Origin of the sequence: Microbacterium album (assembly GCF_014643695.1) — a bacterium.
Taxonomy (GTDB): domain Bacteria; phylum Actinomycetota; class Actinomycetes; order Actinomycetales; family Microbacteriaceae; genus Microbacterium; species Microbacterium album.
In genome coordinates, this window is sequence record NZ_BMJY01000008.1 from 95,519 (window position 1) to 118,840 (window position 23,322).

Sequence of the window (23,322 nt, forward strand, 5' to 3'; positions counted from 1 at the left end):
TAGGCTCGTGCCATGGCGACCATCGACATCCCCGCGATCACGCTCAACGACGGCACCGCGTTCGCCGAGCTCGGGCTCGGCACGTACAAGCTGACGGGGGAGGAGGGGATCGCCGCGATCGAGGCGGGGATCCGCACGGGCTACCGCGTGCTCGATACGGCCGTCAACTACGGCAACGAACGCGAGGTCGGAGAGGCCGTGCGCCGCAGCGGCGTCGACCGCGACGAGCTGATCGTCACGACCAAGATCCCGGGCCGGCACCACGGATACGAGGAGGCGATCGCGAGCGCGCGCGAGTCGAACGCGACGCTCGGCCTCGGCCGCATCGACCTCCTCCTCATCCACTGGCCCAATCCGCGCGTCGACAAGTACGTCGAGACGTACCGCGGCATGATCGCGCTGCGCGACGAGGGGCTCGTGCGGTCGGTGGGCGTGTCGAACTTCACCGAGCCCATGCTGCAGCGACTGATGGACGAGACGGGCGTCGTGCCCGCCGTGAACCAGATCGAGCTGCACCCCTATTTCCCGCAGGCGGCCCTGCGCGCGTTCCACGCCGAGCACGGCATCCGCACCGAGAGCTGGAGCCCCCTCGCGCGCCGCAGCGAGCTGCTGACGGAACCTCTCATCCGCGACCTGGCCGAGGTCTACCGGGTCAGCCCGACGCAGATCGTGCTGCGCTGGCACGTGCAGCTGGGCGCCACGCCGATCCCCAAGTCGGCCGACCCGGCGCGTCAGCGCGAGAACGCCGACGTGTTCGGCTTCGCGCTCGACGACGATCACGTCGAGGCGGTCTCACGTCTCGAGCGCGGCCGGCTCTGGGACGGCGACCCGGACACCCACGAGGAGTTCTGAGGCCCGGCGCGGGCCTCAGCGCTTCTTGACGCCGATCAGGAAGTACGCGGCCGGGCCGATCCAGTTCACCAGGATCACCGGGATCCACGCGGGCTTCGCGCCGCGCACCTGCTTGTCGGGGCGCGCCCACAGGTCGGAGAACGCCGCCAGGGCGAAGGCGATCTGGACGACGCCGAGCAGGGTCAGGCCGATCCGTGCGGGGACCGAAGCGCGCTTGTCGCGAGTCATGGTGGTGCCTCCTGTCGTCGGATGCCTCCATCCTCGCGCGATCGGCGCGGCGGCGCATCCTCCGGCCGGCTCGCGTCGCACCCCGGGCCCCCGGGGACCGCGGCCAGGACGGATGCGCGCCTCATCCGCTCCGGGCGCACAGCCGCGCCACGTGCCGCGTGGCGATGCGCGCCGCGCGCTCGCTCGGCATCCGCTCCGGCTCGGTGGCGCGGGCGATCGCGAGGCCGTCGAGCAGCGCCAGCAGCTCCGCGGCGTCGTCCGCGGACGCATGCGGCGCCGCCTGGGTGAGCAGGAGCAGCAGGCCGTGCTCGAGCGTCCTCCACGCGGAGCGGTGGCTCTCCGCGATGACCGGATCATTGCAGGCGAGCGACGTGAAGGCCAGCCAGACCACCGTGGACTGCCGGGCGTCCTCGTCCACGCCGGCGAGGAGCCGACTGACGGCGATGAGATTCTCCTGCGGCGCTCGGTCGCGTTCGACGGCGGACAGCAGTCGGGCGGTGAAGCGCTCCGACACGTGCTGCATCGCGGCGTGCACCAGGTCGTTGCGAGTGGCGTACGCGTGTTGCACGGCTCCGACGGACAGCCCCGCCTCCTCCGCGACGGCGCGTATGCGCAGCCTGTCCACGCCCTGCTCGGCGAGCACGCGAACCACGGCGTCGAGCACGCGGGTTCGGCTCTCCTCGGTCATCGCCTCCCCTTCCGCAGCCGTTCGGCAGCCGTTCCGCACCCGCGCAATACATATGTACTGTAGTCGGGTGACCCGATATCGAGCCGCCGCCTGGCTGTGGATCTCCGCCGCCGTATTGCTACCCGTGCAGGTCGCTGTCGCGGCCCGGTGGCCTCGCGCGTACTCGTGGCGCTCGAACACGATCAGCGATCTGGGCGCCACGATGTGCGGCTTCGCGGACGTCGGCTCACGCGCCGAGCGCTTCGTGTGCTCGCCCTGGCACGTCCTCGCCAACGCCGGCACGGTGTTCAACGGGCTCGCGCTCGCGATCGGAGCGCTCCTGCTCTGGCGCTTCTGGCCGCGACGGGTCAGCGGCAGGGCCGGATCCCTGCTGCTGGCGATCGGGGGGCTGCTCGTCGTGGGAGTGGGGCTCACGCCCTGGGATCTGCTGCCCGACGCCCACCACGCCTTCGCCCTGCTGCAGGCCCCGCTCCAGTGGGCCGGAATGCTGCTGCTCGTGCGTGCGACCTGGCACGGGGCACTGCCCCGCGCCGTTCCGGTGGTGACCGCCTCGGCCGCGATGCTGTCGATCGCCGGCTTCGCGCTCTTCGTCGACGCCCTCGCAGGCGGACCCTCCGCGAGTCTCGGGCTGGGGCTCACGGAACGCGTCGCGTTCGACACCCTCACCCTCTGGAGCGCAGTCGTCGGAGTACTCCTCCTCCGGCAGCGTCCGCCCCAGGCCCAGGCCCAGGCCCAGGCCCAGGCTCAGGCCCAGGCGGCAGCAGCGATCAGTGCGGGGCGTGGTACTCGGCCTCGCCGCGCTTCCAGTAGCCCTTGACCACGATGCGGTCGGACGGGATGCCCCACCGCTCGCACAGCAGGGCACGGCCGGGCTTGACGATCGCCTGCTCGGCGGCCACGAAGCCGAAGACGTCGCCGGCGGACCGCTCGTCCGCGCCGATGCCGTCCAGTCGTGCGGCCAGCGCGGCTCCGGCCGGAGCCGCGCCGCGGTGGACGTACTCCACGGCGACGGGCGCGTCGATCGGGATCTCGTGCGCGGCGTCGGCGACCTCCACCAGGATGGTGGCGGGAGCGCCCTCCGGGATGAGCGCCGCGTAACGGCGGATCTGCGCCACCGCCGCCTCGTCGCCCGCGAGCAGCCACGCGTCCGGTGAGCCGGCGATCGAGAGCGTTCCCCGCGGGCCTCCGACCCCGGCGAGGGATCCGAGCGGCGCCGTCGCGGCCCACGGGCCGGCGACGCCCTCCTCGCCGTGCACGGCGAACTCGAGCTCGAGCCATCCGCCGCCGTCGGGAGTCGACCCCCATGCGAGGGGCGTGTACTCGCGGCTCGGTGCCGCGCGCATGTCGTCGACCGTCTCCGGGCGACCCTCCGGGAAGAACACGCGGATGTGGTCGTCGTGACCCGGCGACCCGAAGCCCCCCAACTCGACGCCCTCGAGGCGGATCCGCACGTAGTCGGGCGTGATCCACTCGCGTGCCGCCAGCGTCGTGAAGCGGAACCGGGTGTCCAGGCGCTGACGCTCGAGAGTGAAGGTCAGGCGGGCCGAGTTCGACAGGCTCATGAAGTTAGGCTAACCTACCCAGCGGCGGGTGAGGTTCGCCTAACTTGAACCGACGCGCGAGCCGGGGGGCTGCGCACCGCCGATTCCCACCGGAAGACCGCGGCTGATACCGCGCTCTTGGACAGGAGCATGCCCATGTCTCGAAACCGATCCATCGCCGCGCTCTCGCTCGTCGCGGCCTCCGGCCTGACGCTGGCGGGATGTGCTTCGCCCGCTGCCGAGGACGCCGCCGCGGAGGCACCCGCCGGCGAGAGCCGTTCCATCCAGGTCGAGGACAACAACGGCGCGCACACGATCGAGCTGCCGCTGCGCTCGGTCGTCGCGACCGACAACCGCACATTCGAGACGCTCGCGGACTGGGGCGTCGAGCTGACGGCCGCGGCGGTGGCGCTCATGCCCGACACGATCTCCTACAAGTCGGACTCCTCGATCGTCGACCTCGGCAACCACCGCGAGCCGAACCTCGAGGCCGTCGTCGCCGTCGAGCCGGACCTCATCGTCAACGGCCAGCGCTTCACCGAGTACCACGACGACTTCGTCTCTCTCGCGCCCGACGCCGTCGTGCTCGACCTCGAGCCTCGCGAGGGCGAACCTCTCGACGCCGAGCTCGCCCGCCAGGTCACGGTGCTCGGCGAGATCTTCGGCAAGCAGGACGAGGCCGCCGCGCTGGTCGCCGAGCTCGACGAGGCCATCGCCCGCGCGAAGGCCGCGTACGACGCCGATCAGACCGTCATGGCCGTGACCACCTCGGGCGGCGAGATCGGCTACATCGCTCCGGGAGTCGGCCGCACCCTGGGGCCGGTGTTCGAGCTGCTCGGGCTCACCCCGGCGCTCCAGGTCGAGGGTGCGAGCGACGACCACCAGGGCGACGACATCTCCGTCGAGGCGATCGCCGACTCCAACCCCGACTGGATCCTGGTCATGGACCGCGACGCCGCCGTCGCCGCGCAGGACGCGTCGTACAAGCAGGCTTCGGACATCCTCGAGAACTCCGAGGCGCTCGCCGGCGTCACCGCCGTGAAGGAGGGGAACATCGTCTACATGCCCGCCGACACCTACACGAACGAGGGCATCCAGACCTACACCGAGTTCTTCAACGCGCTCGCCGACGCCCTCGAGGGCAAGGGCTGAGCTCGTGACCTCGCCCGCCGACCGGCCCTGCGCCGGCCGGCGGGCATCCCCCTCGCAACGGACAGACCCGCATGACGACGACAGCACCCGCCCGGACGCACCGCGCCCCCGGCCGGCTCTTCGACCCCCTGCTGCTGGTGGGGGTGCTCGCGGTCGCCGGACTGCTCGCGCTGTCGCTGTTCACCGGTGTCTATGACGTCATGGGGGCCGACGACGGCAGGCAGATGTTCGCGATCACGCGCATCCCGCGCACCATCGCACTCGTCCTCGCGGGCGCGGCGATGGCGATGTGCGGGCTGGTGATGCAGCTGCTGACGCAGAACCGGTTCGTGGAGCCGACGACCACCGGAACCACGGAGTGGGCCGGCCTGGGGCTGCTCGCGGTCATGATCCTGATGCCCGGGGCGGGCATCATGCCGCGCATGGTCGGCGCGATCGTCGCCGCATTCATCGGCACGATGGTGTTCTTCCTCTTCCTGCGCCGCGTGTCGCTGCGCTCGTCCCTGATCGTGCCCATCGTCGGCATCATGCTCGGCGCCGTGGTGGGGTCGGTCTCGACGTTCCTCGCCCTGCAGACCGACATGCTGCAGAACCTGGGGGTGTGGTTCGCCGGCAGCTTCACGTCCGTGCTGCGCGGCCAGTACGAGGCGCTGTGGATCGTGCTGCTGGTCGTCGTCGGCGTGTTCATCGCCGCGGATCGCTTCACGGTCGCGGGGCTGGGCGAGGAGATCTCGACCAACGTCGGGCTGAACTACAACCGGATCATCCTCCTCGGCACGGGCCTGATCGCGATCGCGACCGGCGTCGTGACCGTCGTGGTCGGCAACCTGCCCTTCCTCGGCCTCATCGTCCCCAACATCGTCTCGATGCTGCGCGGCGACGACCTGCGCAGCAACCTGCCGTGGGTCTGTCTGCTCGGCATCGCGATCGTCACGATCTGCGACCTCATCGGCCGCACGATCATCATGCCGTTCGAGGTGCCGGTCTCGCTCATCCTCGGCATCGTCGGCGCCGCGGTGTTCATCGCCCTCCTCCTCCGGCAGCGGCGCCGTGGCTAGGGCGCTGGCCGCCGCGCCCACGCGGCGCGTGGCGGCTCCCGTCTCCGGACGGCACGCGGGATCGCTGCCGACGCCTCGCGCACGGCGCCGGTACGCCATCGTCCTGTCGATCCTGATCGTGCTGGCGGTCGCGTTCGCCTTCGGCCTGCTGGCGTGGGACAATCCCATGCCCGTCGGCTCGGACGGCTTCTGGCGCATCGCCCAGCTGCGCGCCACGGCCGTCACGACCATAGCGATCGTGGCGTTCTGTCAGGCCATCGCGACGGTGAGCTTCCAGACCGCGACGAACAATCGCATCATCACCCCGTCGATCATGGGATTCGAGTCCCTCTACGTGGCGGTGCAGACGTCCGCCGTCTACTTCCTCGGCGCCGCGGGGATCGTCGCCGTCCAGGGCTTCGGTCAGTTCGCGCTGCAGGTCGCGATCATGGTGGGTCTGGCGCTCGCGCTGTACGGATGGCTGCTGTCCGGCCGGTACGCGAACCTCCAGATCATGCTGCTGATCGGCATCGTGATCGGGGGAGGCCTCGGGGCGGTGTCCACCTTCATGCAGCGGCTCCTGACGCCGAGCGAGTTCGACGTGCTGACCGCGCGCCTGTTCGGCTCGGTCGCCAACGCGGATCCCGACTACTTCCCGCTCGCGATCCCGCTGTGCGTCGCCGCGGGCGGCCTGCTGTGGCTTCGCGCGCACCGGCTGAACGTGCTGGCGCTGGGACGGGACGCCGCGATGGGCGTGGGCCTGAACCACCGCCGCGAGACCATGACGGTGCTCTTCCTCGTGTCGATCCTGATGGCGGTCTCGACCGCGCTCGTCGGACCCCTGACCTTCTTCGGCTTCCTCGTCGCGACGCTCGCCTACCAGTTCGCCGACACGTTCGATCACCGCCACATCTTCCCGATCGCGGTGCTCACCGGGTTCGTGGTGCTCGCGGGCGCGTACTTCGTGATGAGGAACGTCTTCTACGCGCAGGGCGTCGTGTCGATCATCATCGAGCTCGTCGGCGGGACGCTCTTCCTCATCGTCATCCTCAGAAAGGGACGCCTGTGATCACGCTGCGCGAGGTGCGCAAGGACTACAGCACGGACGTCGCGATCGGCCCCGTCGACCTGCAGATCCCCGCCGGCGGCATCACGGCGCTGGTCGGGCCCAACGGGGCGGGCAAGTCCACTCTGCTGACCATGATGGGGCGCCTGCTGGGGCTGGACGCGGGCACGATCGAGATCGCCGGCTACGACGTCGCGAGCACCGCGTCGAAGGACCTCGCGAAGATCGTGTCGATCCTGCGCCAGGAGAACCACTTCATCACGCGGCTCACCGTGCGCCAGCTCGTCGGATTCGGACGCTTCCCGTACTCGAAGGGGCGCCTCACGCGTCACGACGAGGAGATCGTCAGCCGCGCGATCGACTTCCTGGATCTCACGGAGCTCGAGGGGCGCTATCTCGACCAGCTCTCGGGCGGACAGCGTCAGCGGGCCTACGTGGCGATGGTGCTCGCGCAGGACACGGAGTTCGTGCTGCTGGACGAGCCGCTCAACAACCTCGACATGAAGCACTCGGTGCAGATGATGCAGCACCTGAGGAAGGCCGCCGCGGAGCTCGGCCGGACGATCGTCATCGTGCTGCACGACATCAACTTCGCCGGTCATTACGCGGATCACATCTGCGCGGTCAAGGACGGCCGCGTCGTCGAGTTCGGCACGCCCGAGGAGATCCTCACGGACGACGTGCTCACGCGCGTGTTCGACACCCCCGTGCGCGTGATCGAGGGCCCGGCCGGGCCGCTGGCCGTGTACTACTGAGCGCGGCGCGGGCCGGTCACAGGCGCGCGCCGTCGTCGTACTCGTCGCGGCCCGGGTGGTCGCCGCGGCGGGACTGGAACGCGATGAACAGCCCCAGCGCGACGAGCAGGCCGATCAGCAGCCCGAGCCAGGCGCTGCCGAGGTACTCCGCCCCGAGGATCCCGCCCGCGGCCAGCACCGCGACGGTGCGCAGGATGGCCCACCACCGTGCGCGCGAAGTCGGAGACGGCCTACGGGGCATGCTTCCAGGCTAGGTCCTCGACGCTCACCGGTCGCGGTGGTCCTCCGGGTGCAGCCGCGGCGCGCGGCGCGGCTCCCGGACGCCCGAGGCGAGGATCAGCCGGATGACCCGCTGGCGCTGCCCCGCCCAGGGTGCCAGCAGTTCGATCATCCCGTCGTCGTCGACGCGCGCTCCCGTCAGCGCGTACCCCACCTGATGCGCGAGATGGAAGTCGCCCACGCTCACCGCGTCGGGATCCCCTAGCGCGCGCAGCCGCGTCTCGGAGGCCGTCCACGGGCCGATGCCCGGCACGCTCGTCAACGCGCGATCTCGGGCGGTGCCGTCGGCGGCGGCCTCGATGGCGCGAACGAGGGAGGCCCCTCGGCGCGCCGCGGTCACGATCGCGCGGCTCTGCGGCGGCTCGAGACCGGCGCGGTGAAACGCCCACGACGGGATGTCCCGCCAGCCGTCGATCGGCGGGGGAGCGAACATCGGGCGGGGAGTGGGCCCCGGCACGCGCTCGCCGAACCACGTCACGAGGCGGCGCCAGGCACCGAACGCCTGGCGCAGCGTGACCTTCTGTTCGGTGATCGACTGGGCGAGCGCGTCAAACACCCGGTCGCTGCGCCCGAGTCGCAGGCCCGGATGGCGGCGGTGCACCTCCCGGATGAGCGGGTGCAGCCCCGCGTCGAAGCCCGTGTCGTCGTCCCCGGCGCCGCACAGCGCGGGTACCTGCGCGATCGCCCACTCGCGTCCCGGACCCCACGCGGCGGCCCGCACCGCGCCGTCCGGGCGCTGCTGCAGCGCCAGGGCGGTCACGCCGTGCGGTGTGCGCGTCGCCCGCCAGATCACGGTCCCGTCCGCCGCCCGCGCGAGCGCCTGCGTGGGGTCGCCGGGCCCGCGCTGGAACACCGCGACGGTGGCGTGCAGGTCGAGGGGCCCGCGCGGGCGGTACACGGTCTCGAGGCGCGGCCCCGGATCCGGACGCGGGTCGCGCTCGCGCGCCGGGAGGCGCGAGACGAGCGCGGCGGGGGAGAGCATGCGCCCACGCTACGTCGCCCCGCTGACATTCCGCGCCGAGGGCGCGGCCAGCGAGGCGCGATCAGGAGGGCCGGGTGAGCCAGCCCCGGGAGGTCAGGTAGCGCATGAACTCGTACTTCTCGCGGATGAGCCCCGTGAACTGGTTCTTGGTGTCGGGGATGAACAGGAACGTCGCACGCGAGCGGCGCAGGGTCCACCTGCGCAGGTGCCCGGCCACGTAGCTCAGCCACACGTCCTCCACGAACCAGAACCGGTCCGGGCACTCGAACACGCGCTCGTCGGCGAAGATCGAGGCGTCGACGATCATGCCGCACGTGCCGAGGTAGTGTGCGCGGCGACCCTTCCGCACCGGCAGACGGAGCCAGTAGTGCGGCGGGGCGATGAAGCGGTATGCCCACCAGCCGCTCGCGCTGCGCGGACGCGCCTCGGACAGGAGCGTCGCCATCGTCGTCGCCCCGAACAGCTGGTCGTCGTCGATGAAGACGACGTAGGGGTGCTCTCCGGCGAGCTCGCGCGCGAGGTAGAAGCGTCCGAAGCCGCCCACGTTGGTCGCGCTGTGGCGGAACGTCACGGGCACGGTGCTGTCGGCCGCCGCGCGCTCGAGTTCCTCGGTGATGTCGGGGTTGTTGTTCCACACGTGCAGCGCGACGGTGACGCCCTCCTGTGCCTCGAGCGAGCGCAGGGTGCGGCGGAAGTACTCGGGACGCCGCCAGGTGCACATCACGACGGGGAGCGACCGAGATTCTGTCATGCGCACGAAAATAACGGCGGCCGACCGGCGGATCCATCCCCCTCCCGGGCCGTTCCGCCGCCGCTTAGGCTACGCCCCCGCGGGGGCTCCTACCGCTTCTCGAGCAGCAGCAGGAACTCGACGAACCCGTCCGGTTCCACGCTCACGAAGCCCAGGTCCGGAGCCTCCACGCCGAAGTCGGCGAACGTGATCGGTACGCTGCCGGCGACCTGGGCCGTGCGGCCGTCGAACGCCGCGTCGACGGACGCAGACACGGCGCGCGTGACGCCGTTCAGGGTGAGCTCGCCCCGCACGTCGACGGTCGCGCTCTCACCCGCCTCGGGCGCGGCGTCCGTCTCGATCGGCTCCGTCAGGCGGAACGTCGCGGTCGGGTGCTCGCGGACCGACAGCGCCTGGTCGCGGAAATAGGCGTCGCGCGCGGCGGCATCCGTGGCGATCGAGCCGACGTCGACCGTGACCTCGGCCCTCGCGACCGAGAGCCCGTCGACGCGCACCTCGCCCGTGACGTCCTCGGTGCGGCCCACCACGGTCACGTCCGTGCCGTTGAGGACCTCGTCCACGCGATAGCCGGCGTAGGAGCCGGAGGCCACGGTCCAGGTGCCGGACAGGTCGGCGAGCGGCTCGTCCGCCGCGGGGGCGGATGGCGCGGTCGCGGGATCGACGGCGGGCGCGGCGGGCGCCTCGCCCACGATCACGTCGCGGTAGAACGCCGGCCCGAAGGCGGCGGCCGCGCCGCCGACCAGGACGAGGGCGGCGACGATGGCGAGGACGACGATCGTCGCGCGGCTGAGGCGGCGACGCGGAGCGGGCTTCGACATGCTCCGATTCTGCGACCTCCGGGCGCGTGAATGCGCGCCGCCAGCCGGCTCTCGGATGGTTCTCTCGGCTGGGGCGTCCGCGCGCCCGCGGATGTCGGGTCCGGTACCGCTCAGCGCAGCGGCGCCCGCTGCGCGATGCGCGCGACGATCTCGGTCGTCGAATGCGCGGGGAGATAGTCGAGGATCCGCACCTCGCCGCCGTAGCCCTGCACGACGGTGGTCTCCGCCAACATCTGCGGCGTGTAGTCGCCTCCCTTGGCGTAGATGTCGGGGCGCAGCTCCTCCAGGAGAGCGGCGGGAGAGTCGGCACTGAACACCGTGACGTAGTCGACGCACTCGAGCGCGGCGAGCACGCGTGCGCGGTCCTCGACCGGATTGACCGGCCTGCCGGGGCCCTTCAGTCGTCGCACCGAGGCGTCGTCGTTGAGCGCGACGACGAGCACATCGCCGAGCTCGCTCGCCTGCTGGAGGTGTCGCGTGTGGCCGAGGTGCAGCAGGTCGAAGCACCCGTTCGTGAACACGATCGTCCGCCCCCGCTCCCGCTCGGCGGTCAGGGCCGCGCGCAGCGCGACATCGTCCACGGGCTCGGCCGCGGTCGCGCCCGCCCGCCCGGCGCCGAGATCGTCCAGGGAGCACACCGCGGTCCCGGAACGGGACACGACGACGTCGGCCGCCTGCTGGGCGAAGTCCGCGGCACGCGGGAGCGTCGCTCCGGCGGCCGTCGCGACGGCGATCGCCGCGACGAAGGTGTCGCCCGCTCCCGTCGCCTGGTGCTCGGGGGAGGGCCGCGCACGGGTGCGATGCACGGCCGCGCCGCCGGGGTCGGCAAGGGTGCGTTCGATCACGACCGTGCCGTCGCGGTCGAGCGTCACGATGGCCGCCGACGCGCCCGCGACGGCCAGCACGTCTCCGGCCCACTGCGCCGCGACGTCCTGCCGCACCGAGCCCTCGGGCAGCACGCGGCCGAGCAGACCCTCCGTCTCGGCGCCGTTCGGCGTCACGACGTCCGGCCGCATCGTCGCCCACCGGGCGAGGTCGTGCGCGTCGACGATGACGCGCGCGTCCGGGCGCCGCGCGGCCAGCTCCGCGACGATGCCGTCGTCGAGCATGCCCGCGCCGTAGTCGCACACGACGAGCGTCTCCCCGGGGCGGGGCAGCAGCGCCTCCACCGGTGTCGCCGCCTTGCGGCGCGCCGGGCCCGCGCGGTCGACGCGGACGAGGATCTGGTCGTCGCCCACGATGCGGGTCTTCGACGCCGTGGACCCCTGGCGATCGACCAGGAGCCCGGACGTGTCGACTCCGGCGTCGTCGAGGAGGCGCCGGAGCGCCCTGCCGTCGGCGTCGTCGCCCACTTCCGCGACGAGCCGCACCCGCGCGCCGAGCGCGGCGAGGTTCGCGGCGGTGTTCGCCGCGCCGCCGGGGCAGGCGACCTCGCCGTCGGCATCCACGACCGGCACGGGAGCCTCTCGGCTGAGCCGCCGCACGGTGCCGTGCAGCCAGCGGTCGAGGATCGCATCGCCCACGACCAGCACGTGTGGCGCTCGCGCGCGGATCAGCTCGATGACGTCGTCCGGATCTCGCCCCATACCGGGTCAGTACCCCTCCCGCGGCTCCCGTACACGGATCGGGCCAGAAGGTTTCGGCCGCCCCGGAACGGGGAACATCCTGGGTGACGCGAGGCCCGGAGCGTCACGATGTCGGGGAGGCGCCGTGAGGACGACCGTGCGGGAGCACGCCGAGACCACTGCCGATCGTGTCCTCGCGCGGGACACGGGGCGGTTCGACGACGTGCTCAAGATCGCGGTGCTGCGAGGCGGAGGGCTCGGAGACCTGCTGTTCGCGATGCCCGCGGTCGACGCCCTCGCGGAGGCGTACCCCGAGGCCGAGATCGTCCTGCTCGGGACGCCCATGCACCGGGAGCTGCTGCAGGACAGGCCCGGGCCGGTGGCCCGCGTGGAGGTGCTGCCTCGGGCGCGCGGTGTGTACGGCGCAGACGGGGAGGACGATCCCCGTGCCACGGGGGTGTTCATGCAGCGGATGAGGGGCGAGGCGTTCGACCTCGCATGCCAGCTGCATGGCGGAGGAAGGTACTCGAATCCGTTCCTGCTGGCGCTGGGGGCGCGACACACGGTCGGCACCGCGACGGCCGACGCCGCGCCGCTCGAACGGACGCTGCCGTACGTCTACTATCAGCACGAGGTGCTGCGCCGTCTCGAGACCGTCGCGCTCGCCGGGGCGCCGTCCACGGGACCGGAGCCGAGCGTCTTCGTCACCGCGGCGGAGCGAGTGCGCGCCCGCGACATGGTGGGGACCGGGCGCGCGCCGCTCGCCGTGATCCATCCGGGCGCGACCGACCCGCGGCGGCGCTGGCCCGCGGACCGGTTCGTCGAGATCGCCGCCCGGTGCGCCTCCGACGGCATGCGCGTCGCGCTCGTGGGCGAAGGGGACGACACCCCGCTGGCGGACGGCGTGGCACGTCGGGCGGCGCGGGCGGCGGGGCGCACCGTCGGCGACGCGGTCTTCTCGCTCGCGGGCCGGCTGACGCTCTCCGATCTCGCGGGAGTGCTGGCCGTCGCCGACGTGTTCATCGGCAACGACAGCGGCCCGCGGCACCTCGCCCACGCCGTCGGCACGCCCACCGCGAGCGTGTACTGGGTCGGCAACCTCATCAACGCGGGCCCGCTCACCCGCCGGAGTCACCGAGTGCAGCTCGGCTGGACGACGCACTGCCCCGTGTGCGGACGGGACGCGACCCAGGTCGGCTGGACCGCGCCCCGTTGCGAGCACGACGTGTCGTTCGTCGCCGAGGTCCCCGTCGACGCCGTCTACGAGGACGCGTTCGCGCTGAGCCCGTTCACGGCCAGGACGGTTCGTCCTCGGGACACATGACGAGTTCGCGGATCTCCACCCCGGCGGGCTGCCGGAGCGCGAAGACGATCGCGTCGGCGACGTGCCCGGGATCGATCAGGTTCGCGTCCGGCCCCGGCTTATACTGCTCGTCGCGCCCGTCGAAGAAGCGCGTGCGCATCCCGGCCGGGAACACCGTGGTGACCCCGAGCCTGCCCTTGGTCTCCGCCGCGAGCGCGCGGGCGAAGCCGACGACGCCGAACTTCGACGCGCAATAGGCCGTCGCGTCCCCGAACGCGCGCAGCGCCAGCGACGAGGCGACCGCGACCACGCGCCCGTGCGATGCGGTGAGCGCGGGTAGCGCCGCGCGGACGACCGCGGCCGTGCCGAACAGGTTCACGGCGACGATGCGCTCCCAGTCCTCTCCGGGCAGGGCCTCGAGCGGCGCCGGGCGGTCCACGCCCGCCGCGGTCACGACCGCGTCGAGGCCACCGTGGCGCTCCGCGAGGTCCGCGACGAGCGCCTCGGTGGCGCGCGTGTCGGAGACGTCGATCGGGAACGCATCGGGGACGTCGGCGGCCGACACGTCCAGGTCGAGCACGAGGGGGCGCCCGCCGCCGTCGCGTACGGCACGAGCGACGGCGGCTCCGAGGCCCGACGCGCCTCCGGTGACGATGACATTTCCGAGGGTGCGGTCTGCGGTCATGAGGACTCCTTACATCTCGATGCTCGGTGAGGTTGGTGAGGGGGAGAAGCGCGCGGTGCCGCGCGTGCGGGCGGTGCGCCCCGGGTGCGGGCGATGCGCCTCAACCCACGCGCGCGAGCGCTCCGGCCAGGCGCGTCGTGGAGCGCCCGGGGTGGTATGGCACCGTCATGGTGCGCCCGCCCCACTCGCGCAGCACCGCGGTCTCGGGCAGGTCCGCCGCGACGTAGTCGCCGCCCTTGACCCAGATGTCGGGGCGGATGCGGCGCAGGACCTCCTCGGGGGTGTCCTCGTCGAAGACGACGACGGCGTCCACGCACTGCAGCGCCATCAGCAGGTCCCGGCGGTCCGCCTCGCTCATGATCGGACGCTCGGGGCCCTTCAGCCGCCGCACGGAGTCGTCGCTGTTCAGGCACACGATGAGGCAGTCTCCGAGCCCACGCGCGGCCGCCAGCGTGCGCGCGTGACCCGCGTGCAGCAGGTCGAAGCAGCCGCCCGTGGCCACCACCGTCCCGCCCTCGGCGCGCACGGCGCCGGCGAGCGCGAGCGCGTCCGACGCCCCGCCCATGGGCAGGGGGCCCGCGGGCGCGGCCAGGGAGCCGACGCCGCCGGAGGCCAGGAATCGAGCCGCCGCGGCGGCAGCGCGGGCGGCCGCCTCCGCGGGCGCGGCGCCGGACGCGAGCGCGGTCGCGAGCGCCGCGCTGAGCCGGTCCCCGGCGCCGCACGTGTCAGCGGCGGCGACAGCGGCGACGGGCACGACGTGGGCGGCGCCCGCGCCGCGCGAGGCCAGGAGTGCCCCACGCGCTCCGAGCGTGACGAGCACGGACGCCACGCCCCACCGCGAGACGAGGGCCTCGGCCGCCTCCGCGGCGGCGCTCACTCCGCGCCCGGAGGTGCCCGCCGCGGACAGAGCCTCGGTCAGGTTGGGCGTGACGACCGCGGCGGATGCCACCGGTGCCGTGCCGCGGGGGTGGGGGTCCCACACGAGCGGCACGCGCCGCCCGGCGCGCTCGAGAGCGGCCCGCAGGCGCGGGTCCGCCGTGACGCCGCGCCCGTAGTCGGCGACGACGACGGCGTCGACGTCCTCGAGCGCTGCCAGCATGGCGGGCGTAGCCCGCGGCGGCTCGGGCACGTCGCAGCCGTCGTCGAGGCGGACGATCGACTGGCCGGCGGCGCGCACGCGTGTCTTGACGGGCGTCGCGGCGCCCGACGGCGCGGCGACGACCTCGATCGCGCCGCGCGGCGCTCCCTCCAGCAGCGCGCGCAGCTCGCCGGCGCGCCGGTCCTCGCCCAGCGCGGTGACCAGGCGCACCGCGGCACCGTCGCGCGCGAGCAGCGTCGCCACGAGGCCTGCGCCCCCGGCGCGGGCGACGGATCCCTCGACGGACACGACCGGGACGGGCGCATCCGGGCTGAGCCGGTCCGCGCTCCCCGTCATGTCGACGTCGAGCAGGGTGTCTCCCACCACGGCGATCCTCATGCGAGGCCTCCTCTCCGCCCGCCGCGGGACGCCTCCGGCCGGCCGGAGGCGCCGCCCGGTGTGCGCTGCTCATCGCGCGCGCGCAGCTCATCGTGCGCGCGTACGCGGTGGTCGAACACGCGGCAGAGCAGATGCAGCGCGACCAGCTGCGCCTCCTGTACCCCCGCGGCGGAGCCGTCCAGCGCGATGTGCTCGTCCGACGCATCCCCGAGAGGGTTGGGCCCGCTGCCGGTGAGCGCCCAGGAGTCCACGCCGAGCTCGCGTGCCGCGGCGGCGGCCCGGACTAGGTTCGCGCTGCGGCCGCTCGTGGACAGCAGCACCACGAGGTCGCCGGGCCTGCCGTGGGCGGCGAGCTGGCGCGCGAACACGTCCTCGTAGCCGTAGTCGTTGCCGATCGCCGTGACGCTCGAGGAGTCCGCGTGCAGGGCGATGGCCGAGAACGGGCGCCGCTCGCCGTCGAACCTCCCCACCAGCTCCGCCGTCAGGTGCTGGGCCTCCGCGGCCGAGCCGCCGTTGCCCGCCGCGAGCAGTCGCTGTCCCCGCAGCAGCCGCGCGGCGAGCTCCGAGCCCCACGCGGCGACGATCGGCAGTTGCGCCCGCAGCGACGCCATCGCCACGGCGTGATCGTCGAGGTGGCCCCGCAGGGTGGCTGCGAGCTCGTCGGCGCGCGGGAGGGCGATCGGTGTCGACAGCGTCATCCTCGCGCTCCGCCCGTCGCGCGGCGCGCCGCCGGGCGCCGCGCCGCCGCGAGCCCCGCGTACACGCGCTCGGTGTCCGCGGCGACGCGCGCCCAGGTGTACCGGGTGCGGGCGCGCCGGACGCCGCCCCGGCCCAGCTCGGCGAGCTGCTCCGTGTCGCCGAGCAGCGCCTGCACCGCGTGCGCGATCGCATCCGGATCGCGCGGCGGCACGTGCAGTCCGGTGGCCCCGTGCACGACGGTGTCGATCAGCCCGCCGACCGCCGTCGCGACGACCGGGACGCCCGATGCCATCGCCTCGAGCGGCACGATGCCGAACGGCTCGTACCACGGGGCGCACACCACGAGGTCGGCCGAGCGTAGCGCTGCGGGGAGCCGGCCGTGGGGCACCTGGCCCCGGAACGAGACGAGGTGGTCGACGCCCTCGGCGCGCGCGTGGTCGCGCAGCCGCTGGACGTCCGGATCGTCGAACACGTCCTCGGCGCCGCGCGAGCCGCCGATGACGACGAGCTCGATGTCGTCGCGCCCGGTGCGGGCCAGGAGCGCCAGCGCCGAGATCGTGGACCCGACGCCCTTGCGCGGCACGAGCCGGCCGACGGTCATGATCCGGAAGCGCCGGCCCTTCGGCTCGGCCGGGCCGTCGGGAGTGAACAGCTCGGTGTCGACCCCGCAGGGGACCACCGAGATGCGCGAGGACGGGACGCCGAGCGGGATCAGCTCGAACGCCTCGTCCGAGCACGTCGCGACGACCGTGTCGGCCTCGCGGCCCACACGCGGCTCGAGGGCCTCGCGCTCCGGAGGGCTCGTGTCCTCCTTGCCCTGGTGGCGCCGCTTCACCACGCCCAGCGCGTGGAAGGTGTGGATGACGGGGGGCCGAGCGCCCGTGTCCGCGGCCACGCGCTCGGCGGCGTCCAGCGCGGCGAGCCCGGACATCCAGAAGTGGCTGTGGACCACGTCCGGCGGGTCCTGGCGCCAGTACGTCGCGAGCCGGCGCCCGAACTCTCCCATGAAGGGCAGCAGGTCGTCCTTCGGAACGGGCAGGGCCGGCCCCGCGTCGACCTGGACGACCTCGACCCCCTCGCACAGGGGGACGCGCTCGGGCAGGGCCGCGTCGTCGCGCCGCGTGTACACGGTGACGGTGTGGCCGCGCGCGGCGAGGGCGGACGACAGTGCCGCGACGTGCACGTTCTGGCCGCCGGCGTCGACGCCGCCGAGTGTGGCCAGGGGGCTGGCGTGCTCGGACACCATGGAGATCCTCATCGCATGCTCCTTTCGGCATGGGAAGGGAGGGCAGCGCCGGAACGGCGCGACCCGGTCAGGGCGGCGTCCGCGAGCACCGCGTCCCAGCGGCGCAGGAACGCCGCGAGGCCGTAGTGCTCGAGGGCGTGCCGCCGAGCGGCGCGGCCGTGCGCGGCGGCCAGCGCCGGGTCGGCGAGGTAGGCGGCGACGGCGCGCCGCAGCCGGTCCAGGTCGTTGGACACGACGCCGGCGTCCGGCGGGACGGCGGCGGGCGCCTCCGTGGCGGCCAGGGCGACCACCGGCATCCCGAGGTGCATGGCCTCGAGCAGCGCGAGGCCGAGGGACGTCCACCGGAACGGGTGGACGTACACGCGCCGGCGCGCGAGCTCGGCGTGCAGTCGCGCGGTGGGGAGGTCTCCGGCGGCGGCGATGTCGCCGCCGTCGGCACCGAGCGCCTGCCGCAGCTGTCCACCGCCCATGCCGAACACGTCGACGGGGGCGCCGAGGCGGGGCAGCAGATCCGTGCCGGTCACGCGCCACCGCCGCACGGGCTCGTTGATCACGGCCCCCGCCCGCGGCAGCTCCCCGGTGTAGAGGGGACCCGGGTCGGGCACGCCGTGCTCGACCACGATCGTCCGGGCGTCGCCGTTGTCCCAGAAGACGCGGTTGAAATGCGTGACGTGGACGATGGGAATGCCCGCATCCGCCATCGGGTGGCGCGTGCCCGTCGCATCCGGCTTCGGGGTGTTGTGCTCGAGGTACACGGCGGGCACGTCGCGGCCCGGCACGCGCCCCGTGAGCGTGACGAGCGCGTCCCATTCCTCGGGGCGCTGCAGCACGACCACGTCGATCTCCTCCTCCCGCAGGGACGCGACCGGCACCTCGCGCGCGGAGGGCCAGTCGCGGCCCGCGAGGCCGAGCCCCCACGCGTCGCGCGCGTCGTCGACCGGCACCAGGTACTCGTGCGCGCCGCGCACGAACGCGTCGGCGTACCCGCCGTGGACGTGCCAGAACAGTACCCTCACGCCCGCACCTCCTGGCCCGCTCGGGAACGCGAGGCCGGCGATGGGCCGGCGAGCTGCTCGCACGCGGCCACGACGTCGTCCGGCGTGACGGAGGACAGGCAGGGATGCCCGGTCACGGGGCACTCCGTCGCGCGCGAGTCGCGGCACGGTGCCGTCTGATCGCCGAGGAGCACGTGCGGCACGCCGTACGGGGCCCAGCGGGACGCGGGCACGACGGGGGAGAACAGGCTCACGACCGGGGCGCCGACGGCGGCGGCGACATGGGCTGGGCCGGTGTTGCCGGTGACGACGACGCGCGCGCGGGAGAGGATCCCGGCGAGCGTCGCGAGCCCGGTCGTGCCGCCCAGATCGAGCGCCTGAGTGCCTCCGTCGGAGACGAGGGCCGTGAGCTCGCGCTCCGCAGGACCGCCGGTGACGACGACGTCCCAGCCCTCCGCCCGCAGCCGCCGCACGGCCGCCGCGTGTCGTTCGGCGGGCCACCGCCGCGCGGACGCGGACGCGCCGGGGTGCACGACGACGATGTCGGACAGCCCCGCCGTAGCGACCGGCGGGGGAGCGGCCCCGGTCAGGCGGAGGCGCCCGTCGTCGCCGTCCGGCAGGGCGAATCCCGCGGCCCCCGCGATCACCAGCGCGCGCTCGGGCTCCGGGAGGTCCTCCGAGAAGTCCTCGCCCGGTCGCAGCCGGACGTCCAGGAGCGAGCCGGCGTAGTCGGTCGACGCTCCGACGATGCGGCAGTAGTCGCCCGCCAGACGCAGCTGCAGCGCAAGGGGGAGCGGCGATTGATGGAAGGACGTCAGGATGACGACCACGGAGGGGCGCGCCTCGGAGAGGAGGCGATCGAGCGCGCGCATCCGCTCGGGCGTCACCGCGGGCCTCGTCGCGGTGATCCAGGGACAGTCCCACACGAGTACCCGATCCACGCCCGGAAGGCGGCGGGCAGCCTCCGCCCCGATCGAGCTGCACAGCATCCACACTTCGTCGATGTCCGGCGATGCGGCGACGGCACGCACCGCGGGCCCGCACAGCAGCACGTCGCCGAGGCTGTCGAGCCGGACCACGAGCGCGCGCCGCGTCACGGCATGCTCCCGGGATCACGGTCGCCGGCGCCGGCGCGATCGGGGACCCGCTGCAGCACCCAGTCGACCGCGGCCGCCAGGTCCTCCGCCACCTGCGGAGCTGCGACGATCTCCTCCGCGCGCGTGGCGGGCGTGGGAACGAGGACGGCCCGCGCGCCGGCGCGCGCGGCGGCGTCCACGTCGGCGGCGATGTCGCCGATCACGACCGTCTCCGACGGCGACACGCCGAGCGCCGCGCACGCGCTCAGCACGAGGCCCGGGGCGGGCTTGCGGCACGCGCAGCGGTCCTCGGGCACGTGGGGGCAGTAGCGCCAGACGTCGAACGGGCCGAGCAGCGTGTCGACGCGCGCGTTCACGGCCTCGGCATCGGCCTGCACGATCAGCCCGCGGCCGATGCCGGACTGGTTGGAGACGACGCCGAGCGGCAGACCGGCACAGCGCAGGCGTGCCACCGCCCGCGCGGCCGTGGGGACGGGGCGCACGAGGTCCGGGTCGCCGTTGTACGGCACGTCGATCACCAGCGTGCCGTCCCTGTCGAACAGCACGGCCCGCACGGGAGTCCCATCGGAAGCCATACCTGAGCACTTCCCACTTCTCCGCGGCGCCAAACGTCTTCTCCGCATCCCTCCACCGCCGGCCTGCGAGATCCGCTCCGGGCGCACGGCCTGCCATGCTGAGGGCGTGCGATACCTCGGCTCCTCCGACGGCCGCCCGGAGCTGCTAGCGCTGCGGGCGCTCAAGCTCGGTGACCTGCTCGTGGCGGTCCCCGCGCTCCAGGGCCTGCGGCGGGCATTCCCCCATCACCGGCTGGTGGTCGCGGTGCCCGGCTGGCTCGAGCCGATCGTCGAGCTGGTCGACGGCGTCGACGCGCTCCTGCCCACCGTCGGCCTGGACGACCCGCTTCCGCTGCCGCCGGGACGCGTCGACGTCGCCGTGAACCTGCACGGCAGCGGCCGCGAGAGCCGGCTGCTCGTGGACGCGCTCGCCGCGCGGGTGACGATGGCCCATCGCGTGCCCGGGATCGACGGCGACCCGCCGGCGGATCCGCGGATGCCGCCGTGGCGGGACGATGTCTCCGAGCGCGAGCGCTGGGTGCGACTGGTGCGGGCCTTCGGCGTGGCGGCGGATGCCGACGAGGTGCGTCTGCGGTCGGCCCCTGCGCCGCCCGGCGCCGAGGGCCTCACGGTGGTTCACGTGGGCGCCGCGTACGGCTCCCGGCTGTGGCCCGTCAAGCGCTTCGCGGAGGTGGCGCGGCATCTGGCGGCCCGCGGCCATGGCGTTGTGTTCACGGGCGACGAGAGGGAGCGCGAGCGCGCGCTCGCCGTGGCCGGGGCGTCGGGCCACTCCGACGCCGCGGTTCTGGCCGGGCGGCTGAGCCTGGGACGCTTCGCGGGGGTGATCGAGCGCGCCCGGCTCGTGGTCTCCGCCGACACGGGAGCGGCGCATCTCGCCTCGGCGTACGCCACGCCCTCGGTCGTGCTGTTCGGCCCCGCCCCTCCCGAGCGCTGGGGTCCGCCGCCCGGCCCGCACGCGGTGCTCACGGCCGCGGAGCTGCGGCGGGGCGACCCGTTCGGCGAGAAGCCGGATCCTGCCCTGCTGGCGGTAACGGTGGAGGACGTCCTGCGCGCCGTCGACGTGCTGGAGTGAGCAGCGCCGGGTCCGAGTCGGCAGCGAGCCCGGGTCGCGTCACGCGCTGCGCAGGCGTCGCGGCGGCGGGCCGTGGCGGATGTGATCGCGCAGAGCCCCGAGCGTGCGCGTGAGGATGCGCGAGACCTGCATCTGCGTCACACCGAGCAGTGCCGCGATGTCGTGCTGGGTGAGGTCGTCGAAGAAGCGCAGCTCCACGACGCGGCGGTCACGCGGCGAGAGCGCCCGCATGGCGGAGGAAAGCACCGCGGCGAACTCGGCTCTCTCGAGCTCGCCTCCGTCGCCCGGGAGCAGCTCGCCCACGGTCGTCTCACGATCCGAGGAGACGGGGACGTCCAGCGATGCCGGGTACAGGTGGTCCTGGCACGCCAGTGCCTCCTGCACCAGCCCGGACGGTTCGCCCAGCTCGGCGACCAGCTCCGCGACCGTGGGCGCGTGTCCGTGGGCCTGGGCCAGGCGCGGAGATGCCTCCACGATCCGTCCGCGAAGCTCCTGCACCCGCCGCGGAGGACGGACGAACCAGCCGGCGTCCCTCAGGTGCCGCTTGATCTCCCCCGTGATCGTGGGCACGGCGAACGCCGCGAAGCTCCGTCCTTTCTCCGGGTCGAACCGGCGCGCCGCCTTCACGAGTCCGATGTACGCGACCTGCACGAGGTCCTCGTCGCGCGACGCGTTGCGCCGGAAGAACCGGCGGGCCACGGACTGCGCGAGCGTGAGGTTGTCGAGCACGAGCCGGTCCGCCGTCGTGCGCTCCGTATCGGCCGCGGCGGAGTCGCCATCCCAGGTCTCGGTCATGCCTCATGGTCGGCAGCGGCGGCCCGCGCGTGTGAGGGGCTTGAAACGCGGGGAGAAGCGCGCGAAGATGCGACGCGCTGCCCGATCGCAGGGCCGGCGGGCCGCGGGTCAGTGTGCGACGAGGTCGAAGGCGTCGACGGGGCGGCGCGGGATGGTCGTCGGAGCCTCCAGGTGCACGGCGCCGCTGGGGAGGATGCCCGCGCCGCCGTCGCGCCTCATGACCCGCCACTGCGCGAGGACGTCCTCGCCCGCGTGCTCCGGACCGAGCTCACGCCAGAACTCGAAGGCCCCTGCCTCGATCAGCGCCTCGCGGCGGAACATCACGCATCCTCCGACCCAGGCCACGCGATAGGGCATCCAGCCCCGCGGCGGCAACGGCACCTCGCGCGCCACGTGCACGAGGTTGGCCGCGTTGTGCAGGCGCCACCGCTCGAAAGCCGCCGTGTCGCGACCGACCGCTTCGGGCGCCACGGCTCCGTCCCACGCTTCGAACGGCTCCCGCTCGGCGGGGCGGTCGTCATCGAGGTAGGACAGGCCCTGGACCGCCTCGCCGACGAAACCGCACCCGAGCTCCTCGAGCGCCTCGTGCATCCGCTGCAGCTGGCCCGGCTCGAGCCAGACGTCGTCGTCGAGGAACAGGACCGTCCGGGCTGCCGAACGATCCAGGAGGAACTGCCGCTGCTCCGCCATGCCCCGGCGGGGCAGGTGGCGATGCACCTCGACGGATCTCCCCTGCGCCTGCAGCACCCGGCGCATCGCCGCGACGGCCGGCCGATCCGTCGCGCCGTCGAGCGATTGATCGCTGACGATCACGCGGAAGGGCGGGTCGTCCTGAGCCGCGAGACCCGCGAGCGTGACGGCGAGCTCGGCCACGCGACCCGCGGTCGGGATCAGCACGTCGACGAGCGGCGCGGCCGGTGCCGGCGGGTTCCCCCACCGGCCGGCCGTCACGCGCGACGCCATTCAGCCACCCGACACGGCGCGGCTGACCGCCGTGGGGGAGTCGAACTCGTCCTCACCGGACGATTCGAGCGCCGAGACGAGGTCGTCCGGCGCGCCGTTTGCGCGAGCGTTGTCGAGCAGGTCCTGCTTGCTCACGGGGTAGTCGACGCCGCCGAGGTACTTCTGCAGCTCGATCGGAGTGGGGTTGTCAGCCATGGTGGGTCCTTCCGCTTGCGGGGAGGGCGTGACGAGCGCCGCGTCCCTCCCCCGATCCGATGTCGTTCGTCGTTGCGACGGCCCCGCCCGGGGCGGGGCACGGCCAGGCTAAGAACCGCGGTCACTGCAGACGCGGGGGTTGACAGACGCGGAGTCCCGCGACGGGCCGGCGCGAGGCAATGGACGGCAGGCGCGACACGCCCGGGCTCGACCGCGGTTTGCTCAGACCTGCGGATCGGCGTAATGTAATCCCTTGTCGCCGCCAAGCGGTGAGGTTGAGCCGGAAGGCTCCCACCCCAGGTCGACGACAAGCCCACAACAATCGCCCAGGATCTGGGAGATACGATGTGGGTCGCTGCTTGCCCGAGCAGCCGGTTCGACACAGCGTGTCCAACTTGACAGCTCGGATTCAAGCGGTAAGATCGAGAAGTTGCCCCGGAGGGCTGCGGCGGGAGTCGCAGGGCTGGGAGCATCCGATCCTTGAGAACTCAACAGCGTGCACTTGT

At 73.4% G+C, this 23,322-nt stretch carries 26 protein-coding genes; 8 read left to right on the top strand and 18 right to left on the bottom strand.

From position 1 onward, the window contains the following. Window positions 1-12 precede the first annotated feature (12 nt). Window positions 13-852 (top strand): aldo/keto reductase, encoded by an 840-nt coding sequence (locus tag IEX37_RS10525; RefSeq protein ID WP_188756222.1) that lies wholly within the window; start codon window positions 13-15, stop codon window positions 850-852. 15 nt (window positions 853-867) lie between these two features. On the opposite strand, the gene IEX37_RS10530 is transcribed toward IEX37_RS10525, so the two are convergent. Together IEX37_RS10530 and IEX37_RS10535 are read right to left on the bottom strand one after the other, a co-directional pair. Continuing rightward, window positions 868-1,080 (bottom strand): PLDc N-terminal domain-containing protein, encoded by a 213-nt coding sequence (locus IEX37_RS10530; protein ID WP_188756223.1) that lies wholly within the window; start codon window positions 1,078-1,080, stop codon window positions 868-870. Between the two features lie 121 nt (window positions 1,081-1,201). After that, the gene (locus IEX37_RS10535; protein WP_188756224.1) at window positions 1,202-1,768 is read right to left on the bottom strand and encodes a TetR/AcrR family transcriptional regulator; all 567 of its coding nucleotides are present in this window, start codon (window positions 1,766-1,768) and stop codon (window positions 1,202-1,204) included. A 67-nt stretch (window positions 1,769-1,835) separates the two neighbouring features. Between IEX37_RS10535 and IEX37_RS10540 the strand changes: the two genes are divergently transcribed. Continuing rightward, window positions 1,836-2,585 (top strand): DUF998 domain-containing protein, encoded by a 750-nt coding sequence (locus tag IEX37_RS10540; protein WP_188756225.1) that lies wholly within the window; start codon window positions 1,836-1,838, stop codon window positions 2,583-2,585. Here the strand turns inward: IEX37_RS10540 and IEX37_RS10545 are convergent. Continuing rightward, a complete protein-coding gene (locus IEX37_RS10545; RefSeq protein WP_188756226.1) occupies window positions 2,536-3,330 on the bottom strand; it encodes a siderophore-interacting protein in 795 nt (264 codons plus the stop codon). The two genes, IEX37_RS10540 and IEX37_RS10545, sit on opposite strands and share 50 nt — an antisense overlap. A 135-nt stretch (window positions 3,331-3,465) precedes the next feature. Here IEX37_RS10545 and IEX37_RS10550 point away from each other — a divergent pair, with 135 nt between their 5' ends. The 4 genes from IEX37_RS10550 to IEX37_RS10565 all read left to right on the top strand — a co-directional run bounded on the left by IEX37_RS10550 (window position 3,466) and on the right by IEX37_RS10565 (window position 7,319). After that, window positions 3,466-4,461, top strand: coding sequence for a siderophore ABC transporter substrate-binding protein (locus IEX37_RS10550; RefSeq protein ID WP_188756227.1), 996 nt, complete (start codon window positions 3,466-3,468; stop codon window positions 4,459-4,461). Window positions 4,462-4,532: 71 nt separating this feature from the next. Then, complete coding sequence (locus IEX37_RS10555) at window positions 4,533-5,519, top strand: ABC transporter permease (RefSeq protein WP_188756228.1); 987 nt, start codon at window positions 4,533-4,535, stop codon at window positions 5,517-5,519. Further along, window positions 5,512-6,567, top strand: coding sequence for an iron chelate uptake ABC transporter family permease subunit (locus IEX37_RS10560; RefSeq protein ID WP_188756229.1), 1,056 nt, complete (start codon window positions 5,512-5,514; stop codon window positions 6,565-6,567). Before IEX37_RS10555 ends, IEX37_RS10560 begins: the two co-directional genes overlap by 8 nt. Further along, on the top strand, window positions 6,564-7,319 hold the full coding sequence (locus IEX37_RS10565) for an iron ABC transporter ATP-binding protein (protein ID WP_188756230.1): 756 nt from the start codon (window positions 6,564-6,566) through the stop codon (window positions 7,317-7,319). Before IEX37_RS10560 ends, IEX37_RS10565 begins: the two co-directional genes overlap by 4 nt. A gap of 16 nt (window positions 7,320-7,335) precedes the next feature. Here IEX37_RS10565 and IEX37_RS10570 read toward each other — a convergent pair whose 3' ends face one another. The 5 genes from IEX37_RS10570 to rfaE2 form a co-directional block, all read right to left on the bottom strand. Continuing rightward, window positions 7,336-7,560, bottom strand: a complete 225-nt coding sequence (locus IEX37_RS10570) for a hypothetical protein (RefSeq protein WP_188756231.1) — start codon at window positions 7,558-7,560, stop codon at window positions 7,336-7,338. Between the two features lie 24 nt (window positions 7,561-7,584). Next, entirely contained in the window at window positions 7,585-8,580 is a 996-nt protein-coding gene (locus tag IEX37_RS10575) for a DNA-3-methyladenine glycosylase family protein (RefSeq protein WP_188756232.1), read from the bottom strand. A 61-nt stretch (window positions 8,581-8,641) separates the two neighbouring features. Then, the gene (locus IEX37_RS10580; protein WP_188756233.1) at window positions 8,642-9,331 is read right to left on the bottom strand and encodes a glycosyltransferase family 2 protein; all 690 of its coding nucleotides are present in this window, start codon (window positions 9,329-9,331) and stop codon (window positions 8,642-8,644) included. 89 nt (window positions 9,332-9,420) lie between these two features. Beyond that, on the bottom strand, window positions 9,421-10,149 hold the full coding sequence (locus tag IEX37_RS10585; RefSeq protein ID WP_188756234.1) for a YceI family protein: 729 nt from the start codon (window positions 10,147-10,149) through the stop codon (window positions 9,421-9,423). 110 nt (window positions 10,150-10,259) lie between these two features. Beyond that, window positions 10,260-11,735 carry a D-glycero-beta-D-manno-heptose 1-phosphate adenylyltransferase gene (rfaE2, locus tag IEX37_RS10590; RefSeq protein WP_188756235.1) on the bottom strand — a complete coding sequence of 492 codons (1,476 nt, stop codon included), beginning with the start codon at window positions 11,733-11,735 and terminating at the stop codon, window positions 10,260-10,262. Window positions 11,736-11,859: 124 nt separating this feature from the next. Here rfaE2 and IEX37_RS10595 point away from each other — a divergent pair, with 124 nt between their 5' ends. After that, a complete protein-coding gene (locus IEX37_RS10595; RefSeq protein ID WP_229663208.1) occupies window positions 11,860-13,038 on the top strand; it encodes a glycosyltransferase family 9 protein in 1,179 nt (392 codons plus the stop codon). Here the strand turns inward: IEX37_RS10595 and IEX37_RS10600 are convergent. From IEX37_RS10600 to IEX37_RS10630, 7 genes are all read right to left on the bottom strand, one after another. Next, on the bottom strand, window positions 13,004-13,702 hold the full coding sequence (locus IEX37_RS10600) for an SDR family oxidoreductase (RefSeq protein ID WP_188756236.1): 699 nt from the start codon (window positions 13,700-13,702) through the stop codon (window positions 13,004-13,006). The genes IEX37_RS10595 and IEX37_RS10600 overlap by 35 nt on opposite strands. A 100-nt stretch (window positions 13,703-13,802) precedes the next feature. After that, entirely contained in the window at window positions 13,803-15,179 is a 1,377-nt protein-coding gene (locus IEX37_RS10605; protein WP_188756237.1) for a PfkB family carbohydrate kinase, read from the bottom strand. Beyond that, window positions 15,176-15,877, bottom strand: coding sequence for a D-sedoheptulose-7-phosphate isomerase (locus tag IEX37_RS10610; protein ID WP_188756238.1), 702 nt, complete (start codon window positions 15,875-15,877; stop codon window positions 15,176-15,178). The genes IEX37_RS10605 and IEX37_RS10610 overlap by 4 nt, the downstream gene beginning before the upstream one ends. Continuing rightward, window positions 15,874-17,136 (bottom strand): glycosyltransferase, encoded by a 1,263-nt coding sequence (locus tag IEX37_RS10615; RefSeq protein WP_188756239.1) that lies wholly within the window; start codon window positions 17,134-17,136, stop codon window positions 15,874-15,876. Before IEX37_RS10615 ends, IEX37_RS10610 begins: the two co-directional genes overlap by 4 nt. Beyond that, window positions 17,133-18,140, bottom strand: coding sequence for a glycosyltransferase (locus tag IEX37_RS10620; RefSeq protein WP_188756240.1), 1,008 nt, complete (start codon window positions 18,138-18,140; stop codon window positions 17,133-17,135). The genes IEX37_RS10615 and IEX37_RS10620 overlap by 4 nt, the downstream gene beginning before the upstream one ends. Continuing rightward, a complete protein-coding gene (locus IEX37_RS10625; RefSeq protein WP_229663209.1) occupies window positions 18,137-19,216 on the bottom strand; it encodes a glycosyltransferase family 9 protein in 1,080 nt (359 codons plus the stop codon). Before IEX37_RS10625 ends, IEX37_RS10620 begins: the two co-directional genes overlap by 4 nt. Then, window positions 19,213-19,791, bottom strand: a complete 579-nt coding sequence (locus IEX37_RS10630; protein ID WP_188756241.1) for a D-glycero-alpha-D-manno-heptose-1,7-bisphosphate 7-phosphatase — start codon at window positions 19,789-19,791, stop codon at window positions 19,213-19,215. The genes IEX37_RS10625 and IEX37_RS10630 overlap by 4 nt, the downstream gene beginning before the upstream one ends. A gap of 106 nt (window positions 19,792-19,897) precedes the next feature. Here IEX37_RS10630 and IEX37_RS10635 point away from each other — a divergent pair, with 106 nt between their 5' ends. Beyond that, on the top strand, window positions 19,898-20,863 hold the full coding sequence (locus IEX37_RS10635) for a glycosyltransferase family 9 protein (protein WP_188756242.1): 966 nt from the start codon (window positions 19,898-19,900) through the stop codon (window positions 20,861-20,863). 39 nt (window positions 20,864-20,902) lie between these two features. Here the strand turns inward: IEX37_RS10635 and IEX37_RS10640 are convergent, their stop codons facing one another. From IEX37_RS10640 to IEX37_RS10650, 3 genes are all read right to left on the bottom strand, one after another. Then, window positions 20,903-21,658, bottom strand: coding sequence for a sigma-70 family RNA polymerase sigma factor (locus IEX37_RS10640; RefSeq protein WP_188756243.1), 756 nt, complete (start codon window positions 21,656-21,658; stop codon window positions 20,903-20,905). A 108-nt stretch (window positions 21,659-21,766) separates the two neighbouring features. After that, window positions 21,767-22,621, bottom strand: coding sequence for a glycosyltransferase family 2 protein (locus IEX37_RS10645; protein ID WP_188756244.1), 855 nt, complete (start codon window positions 22,619-22,621; stop codon window positions 21,767-21,769). Beyond that, on the bottom strand, window positions 22,622-22,816 hold the full coding sequence (locus tag IEX37_RS10650; protein WP_188756245.1) for a DUF2795 domain-containing protein: 195 nt from the start codon (window positions 22,814-22,816) through the stop codon (window positions 22,622-22,624). It lies immediately after the preceding gene. Window positions 22,817-23,322: the final 506 nt, after the last annotated feature.